The following is a 5,066-nucleotide window of genomic DNA, read 5'->3' on the forward strand; positions in this document are numbered from 1 at the left end:
GAGCAGCCCCCGACGCCCGAACCGGACGCGGACCGGCGCTCGCGGTGGCAGCGCTTCCGTGACGGGCTTCCCCAGGTCCGGCCGCTGTCCCGGTGGACCCTGCTGGCCAAGCTGGTCGCCGCGACGCTCGCCCTCATCACCGTCGTCACGCTGCTCACGGGCGGCTTCACCATCTTCGCCCTCGACCGCTACCTCACCTCGCAGGTCGACGACCAGCTGGCGACCGCCATCGCGCAGGCGGGCGGCCCGCGGGGGCAGCTGCCGTTCACACCCGGTGACGGCGACGACGGCCATCGGGGGCCCGGCAACGAGGGACTGCTGGCCTTCATCGGCTCCGTCAACTCCGGCTTTGCGACGACCCGCGACAACGACAGGGTCGCCCTGACCTCGACCCAGCTGGGCGAGATAAACCAGGCGGGGATCGGGCGCGAAGGCACCACCCTCGATTTGGGGGGCGACGTGGGCACCTACCGCCTCATGGCGACTCGCGCGCTGGTACGGGTGGGCAACACCGGCGTCCCGGTCACCATGGTCGTCGGACTGCCGACCGGTCCCCTGGAGGAGACCGTGCACCGGATGGTCCTCATCGCGATCATCTGCGGCGCCGGCGGGATCCTCGTCGCCGGTGGGGTCGGCACGTGGATCGTCCGTCGAAGCCTCGCGCCCCTCCGTCGGGTCGCTGCCACCGCGAGCCGGGTCTCGGAGCTCAACCTCGCCGAGGGCCAGGTCGCGCTCGGCGAACGGGTGCCCCCGGAGGACACCGACACCCACACCGAAGTGGGCCAGGTCGGTGCGGCATTCAACGAGATGCTCGAGCACGTCGACGAGGCGCTCACGGCGAGGCACCAGAGCGAGCAGCGTGTGCGCCAGTTCGTCGCGGACGCGAGTCACGAGCTGCGCACACCGCTCGCCTCGATCATGGGCTACGCCGAGCTGTCGCAGCGGGAGCGCGAGCCGGTGCCCCAGGCGGTCCGCCACGCCCTCAGTCGGATCGGCAGCGAGGCCGACAGGATGGCCGGCCTCGTCAGCGACCTGCTCCTGCTCGCGCGGCTCGATGCCGGGCGGCCCCTCGACCGTGACGAGGTGGACCTGTCCATGCTCGCCGTCAACGCGGTGAGCGACGCGCACGCCGCCGCGCCGGACCACTCGTTCTCCCTCGACCTGCCGCCCGAGCCGGTCTGCGTCCCCGGGGACGAGCCTCGGCTGCACCAGGTGCTCGCCAACCTCCTCGCCAACGCCCGCACTCATACGCCTCCGGGCACGATGGTGACGACGTCGGTGCGCCGAGAGGGCGACCGGGTCCGGATCGCCGTCCACGACAACGGCCCAGGCGTGCCAAAAGCGCTGCAGCCGAACGTCTTCCAGCGCTTCGCGCGCGGCGACGACGCACGCAACAGGGCCGGTGGCAGCACGGGCCTCGGGCTGTCCATCGTGGCCGCCGTGGCGCGCGCCCACGGTGGGCGGGTCGAGCTGGACAGCCGTCCCGGCGACACGACCTTCGCGGTCTTGCTGCCCGCCTGCTGAGCCGTCCCCACCGCGAGGTATGTCGCTGAGCCGGCTCCGCGGCATACGCCCTGCTCCCATGGGTGGCCACTTCTCATCAACCCGGCAAAGTCATGTCACAGGGATGGCACAGCGGCGCTCGCGAATGTGGGCGCGTGACAACGACTCTGGAGCGCAGCGGCGCGACGACTGACCGGACCGGCGCCCGACGTGGTTCCGCAGCGCGGCGAGAGTGGCTCGTCCGAGCCTGGCAGGGGCCGGAGGACGACCCTCGCTGGGCGCGACCCACGCTGTGGCTGCTGCTGCTGGCCACGCTCGTGCTCTACACCTGGGACCTCACGGCCAGCGGCTGGGCCAACTCGTTCTACTCCGCCGCGGTCCAGGCCGGCAGCACCAACTGGGAGGCGTTCCTCTTCGGTAGCTCGGACGCGGGTAACTCGATCACCGTCGACAAGCCGCCGGCCTCGCTGTGGGTCATGGCACTGTCCGTGCGGGCCCTGGGGCTCAGCTCCTTCGCGATCCTGCTGCCGCAGGCGCTGATGGGAGTCGGCACCGTCGCGGTTGTGCACGCCTCCGTGCGGCGCTACTCCGGCCCGGCCGCCGGGCTGATCGCCGGTGCGGTCGTCGCGCTGACGCCGGTCGCGACGCTGATGTTCCGCTTCAACAACCCCGATGCGCTGCTGACGCTGCTCATGGCACTCGCGGCGTGGGCGACCCTCCGAGCGATCGAGGCTGCGTCGGCACGCTGGCTCGTGCTCGCGGGCGTGTTCGTCGGGTTCGGCTTCCTGACCAAGGCCCTGCAGGTGTTCCTCGTCGTGCCGGCCCTGGGCATCGCCTATCTCATCGCTGCGCCGACAACGGTGCGGCGACGAATCGTCCACTCGCTCATGGCTGTCGGGGCGATCCTCGTCTCCACGGGCTGGTGGGTGGCCCTCGTCGAGCTCGTCCCGGCGAGCATGCGTCCCTACATCGGTGGAAGCCAGACGAACTCCTTCCTCCAGGTCACCTTCGGCCACAACGGGTTCGGCCGGTTGACCGGCGACGAGACCGGCTCGGTCGGCGGCGGCAACGGCTGGGGCGAGACGGGCCTACAGCGCATGTTCGGCCCTGGCATCGGTGACCAGATCTCGTGGCTCATCCCCAGCGCGCTCGTGCTGCTCGCGGTCGGGCTGTGGCTGCTCCGCCGTGCGCCGCGGACCCACCGCGTCCGCGCCGCCTATGTCGTCTGGGGTGGCTGGTTGCTCGTGACCATGCTCGTCTTCTCGTTCATGGCGGGCATCTTCCACCAGTACTACACGGTGGCCCTGGCCCCGGCGATCGGCGCGCTGGTCGGCATCGGAGGCGTCCATGTGTGGCGCCACCGCCACGAGTCGGTCGGTTCGGTGACCCTCGCGGTCGCCCTGGCCGCCGCGTCCGTATGGGGCTTCATCCTCCTGTCCGGGACGACGGCCTACGGCGAGGGCCTCCGGTTCCTCGTCCTCGTGCTCGGGATGTCGGCGGCCCTGCTGCTGCTGGCCGTCAACTGGCTGGACCACAGGGCGGTTCCGGTCATCGCGGCGGCAGGGCTGGTGGCGGCGCTCGCCGGCCCGGCGGCATACAGCCTCTCGACCGCGAGCGTCGGCCACACCGGTTCGATCGTGGTGGCCGGCCCGACCGCGACGGCGGGCGCAGCCGGTTTCGGACGCGGGCCGGGAGGCTTCGGTGGTCGCGGCGGCGCCGGTGGCCTGCTCGATGCGAGTGCCCCCAGCACCGCGGTCGTCGCGGCACTGAGCCAGAACGCTGACCAGTACAGGTGGGTGGCCGCGGCGGTTGGGTCGCAGACCGCGGCCGGGCTCCAGCTCGGCAGTGGACTGCCCGTGATGCCCATCGGCGGGTTCAACGGCTCAGACCCGTCGCCGACCCTGGCGCAGTTCGAGCAGTACGTCGCCTCGGGACGGATCCACTACTTCGCCGGGAGCGGCCGGGACAGCGGCTTCGGCAGACGCGGCGGCTTCGGTGGCGGCTTCGGTGGGGGAGGCATCGGCGGAGCCGGTGGCTTCGGTGGTGGCCCGGGCGGGCAGACAAGCGGCAGCGGCGCAGCCCAGCAGATCGCCTCGTGGGTGCAGGAACACTTCACGCCCGTGCAGATCGGCGGCCAGACGTTCTACGACCTGACGCAGCCGCTGTCATGACCACCTCGCAGCAGCTGCCGGTGGTGGCGACGACCAGCGATGCCGGCGCTCCGGGAGGGTTGCGCCGACAGGTGATCCGCTTCGCCGGCGTCGGCATCCTCTCGACCGTCCTGCACCTGGGCCTCTTCGCGGGCCTGGAGACGGCCGGTCTTGGCAGCCAGCTCGCCAACGGGGTCGCGCTCGTCATCGCGACCGTCTGCAACACCGGGGCGAACCGGTGGTGGACGTTCGGGGTCGTCGGGCGGCACCGGCTGGTGACGCACCACGGCCAGGCCCTCCTCATCTTCGCGATCACCTGGACCGCGACCACGGCCGCGCTTGGCGTGCTCGGCGCGGTGGTGCCCGGGGCCTCGACGCTCACCCAGACGGTCGTCGTCGCAGTGGCCAACGTGCTGTCCACGGCCGGGCGGTTCGTGGCGATGCGGTCGTGGATCTTCCGGGCCAGGGCCTGAGGGTCGTCGAGGGTCGTCGGCCGGCGAGGCGGCGGCGGCTCAAGCCGATGCGTGGCGGATCGGTCGGGCCGATGGGGTGGCGGACCGCTCGAGGACGGGCGGCCGCCGCCACGTCAGGACCGGCCCTTCGCAGCCTTCTGCTCCTCTGCCGAGTAGGCGCCACGGACGACATACGTGATGAGGCTCGCGAGGGCGGCGCCGAGGAGCGGCCCGACGACATAGATCCAGGCTGCGTGCCACTCGCCGCTCACGAAGACGGGGCCGAGGGACCGGGCTGGGTTCATCGAGGCGCCGGTGAGATGTCCGGCGATCAGGCCGTTGAGGGCGATCGCGATCCCGACCGGCAGTGCAGCGCCGGGCCCGACCAGGCTCTCCCGGGTGGAGACGTTGAGGATGACACAGACAAGGACGGCCGTGAGGATGACCTCGGTCGCGACGGCCAGCCCGGCGTCGACATGGGGCTTGCTGGTCCCCAGCGAGCCGGCCGTGCCGAAGCGCAGCCGGAACAGCCACGCGGCGAGGACCGCACCGACGAGCTGGGCTGCGACGTAGGCAGGCACCCGGCTCCAGGGGAAGGCGCGGCGGAGGGCGAAGGCGGTCGTGACCGCCGGGTTGATGTGGGCGCCGCTCACGTCGCCGAGGCCGTAGATGACGAGCGCGACCGTCATGCCGGGGGTGACGGCCTTGACGGCGTCCGGGACCGGGATGCCGAGCGACGCGGTGAGCACGTCCGGCGCGATCGAGACCGCCGTCAGCAGCCACGCGCCCACGGCCTCGGCGACCAGCCGGCGGGGGAGTGGCGGCGGCGGTGGGTCCTCGGGCTTCTCCTCACTCGGGGCCGATGCGGGGTCGGTCGGAGTCATACCAATCCACTACCCACCCTCCGACGCCGCGTCCTCGCTCACCAGTGGCTGCGGCTGGCGAAGGCGGCTGCGCTCGC

The 5,066-nt window shown here is 72.1% G+C and carries 4 protein-coding genes; 3 read left to right on the forward strand and 1 reads right to left on the reverse strand.

Annotated features, from left to right (window positions below; translation table 11 throughout):
- From ACTHJJ_RS01470 to ACTHJJ_RS01480, 3 genes are all read left to right on the forward strand, one after another.
- The coding region (locus ACTHJJ_RS01470; protein ID WP_440301166.1) for an ATP-binding protein at positions 1-1,524 on the forward strand (1,524 nt) is incomplete at its 5' end.
- Positions 1,525-1,616: 92 nt separating this feature from the next.
- Positions 1,617-3,674: a glycosyltransferase family 39 protein gene (locus tag ACTHJJ_RS01475; protein ID WP_440301167.1), complete on the forward strand. Its 2,058-nt coding sequence runs from the start codon at positions 1,617-1,619 to the stop codon at positions 3,672-3,674.
- Complete coding sequence (locus ACTHJJ_RS01480; RefSeq protein ID WP_440301168.1) at positions 3,671-4,126, forward strand: GtrA family protein; 456 nt, start codon at positions 3,671-3,673, stop codon at positions 4,124-4,126. The genes ACTHJJ_RS01475 and ACTHJJ_RS01480 overlap by 4 nt, the downstream gene beginning before the upstream one ends.
- 113 nt (positions 4,127-4,239) lie before the next feature.
- Here ACTHJJ_RS01480 and ACTHJJ_RS01485 read toward each other — a convergent pair whose 3' ends face one another.
- Positions 4,240-4,989 (reverse strand): MIP/aquaporin family protein, encoded by a 750-nt coding sequence (locus tag ACTHJJ_RS01485; RefSeq protein WP_440301169.1) that lies wholly within the window; start codon positions 4,987-4,989, stop codon positions 4,240-4,242.
- Between the last annotated feature and the right edge of the window lie 77 nt (positions 4,990-5,066).

The sequence above is a fragment of the Intrasporangium sp. genome (genome assembly GCF_051961875.1).
Taxonomy (GTDB): Bacteria; Actinomycetota; Actinomycetes; order Actinomycetales; family Dermatophilaceae; genus Intrasporangium_A.

Excerpts from the sequence above, each read along its gene's own strand:
- ACTHJJ_RS01475 (WP_440301167.1), top strand. The coding sequence starts at position 1,617 with ATGTCACAGGGATGGCACAGCGGCGCTCGCGAATGTGGGCGCGTGACA.
- ACTHJJ_RS01480 (WP_440301168.1), top strand. The coding sequence starts at position 3,671 with ATGACCACCTCGCAGCAGCTGCCGGTGGTGGCGACGACCAGCGATGCC.
- ACTHJJ_RS01485 (WP_440301169.1), bottom strand. The coding sequence starts at position 4,989 with ATGACTCCGACCGACCCCGCATCGGCCCCGAGTGAGGAGAAGCCCGAG.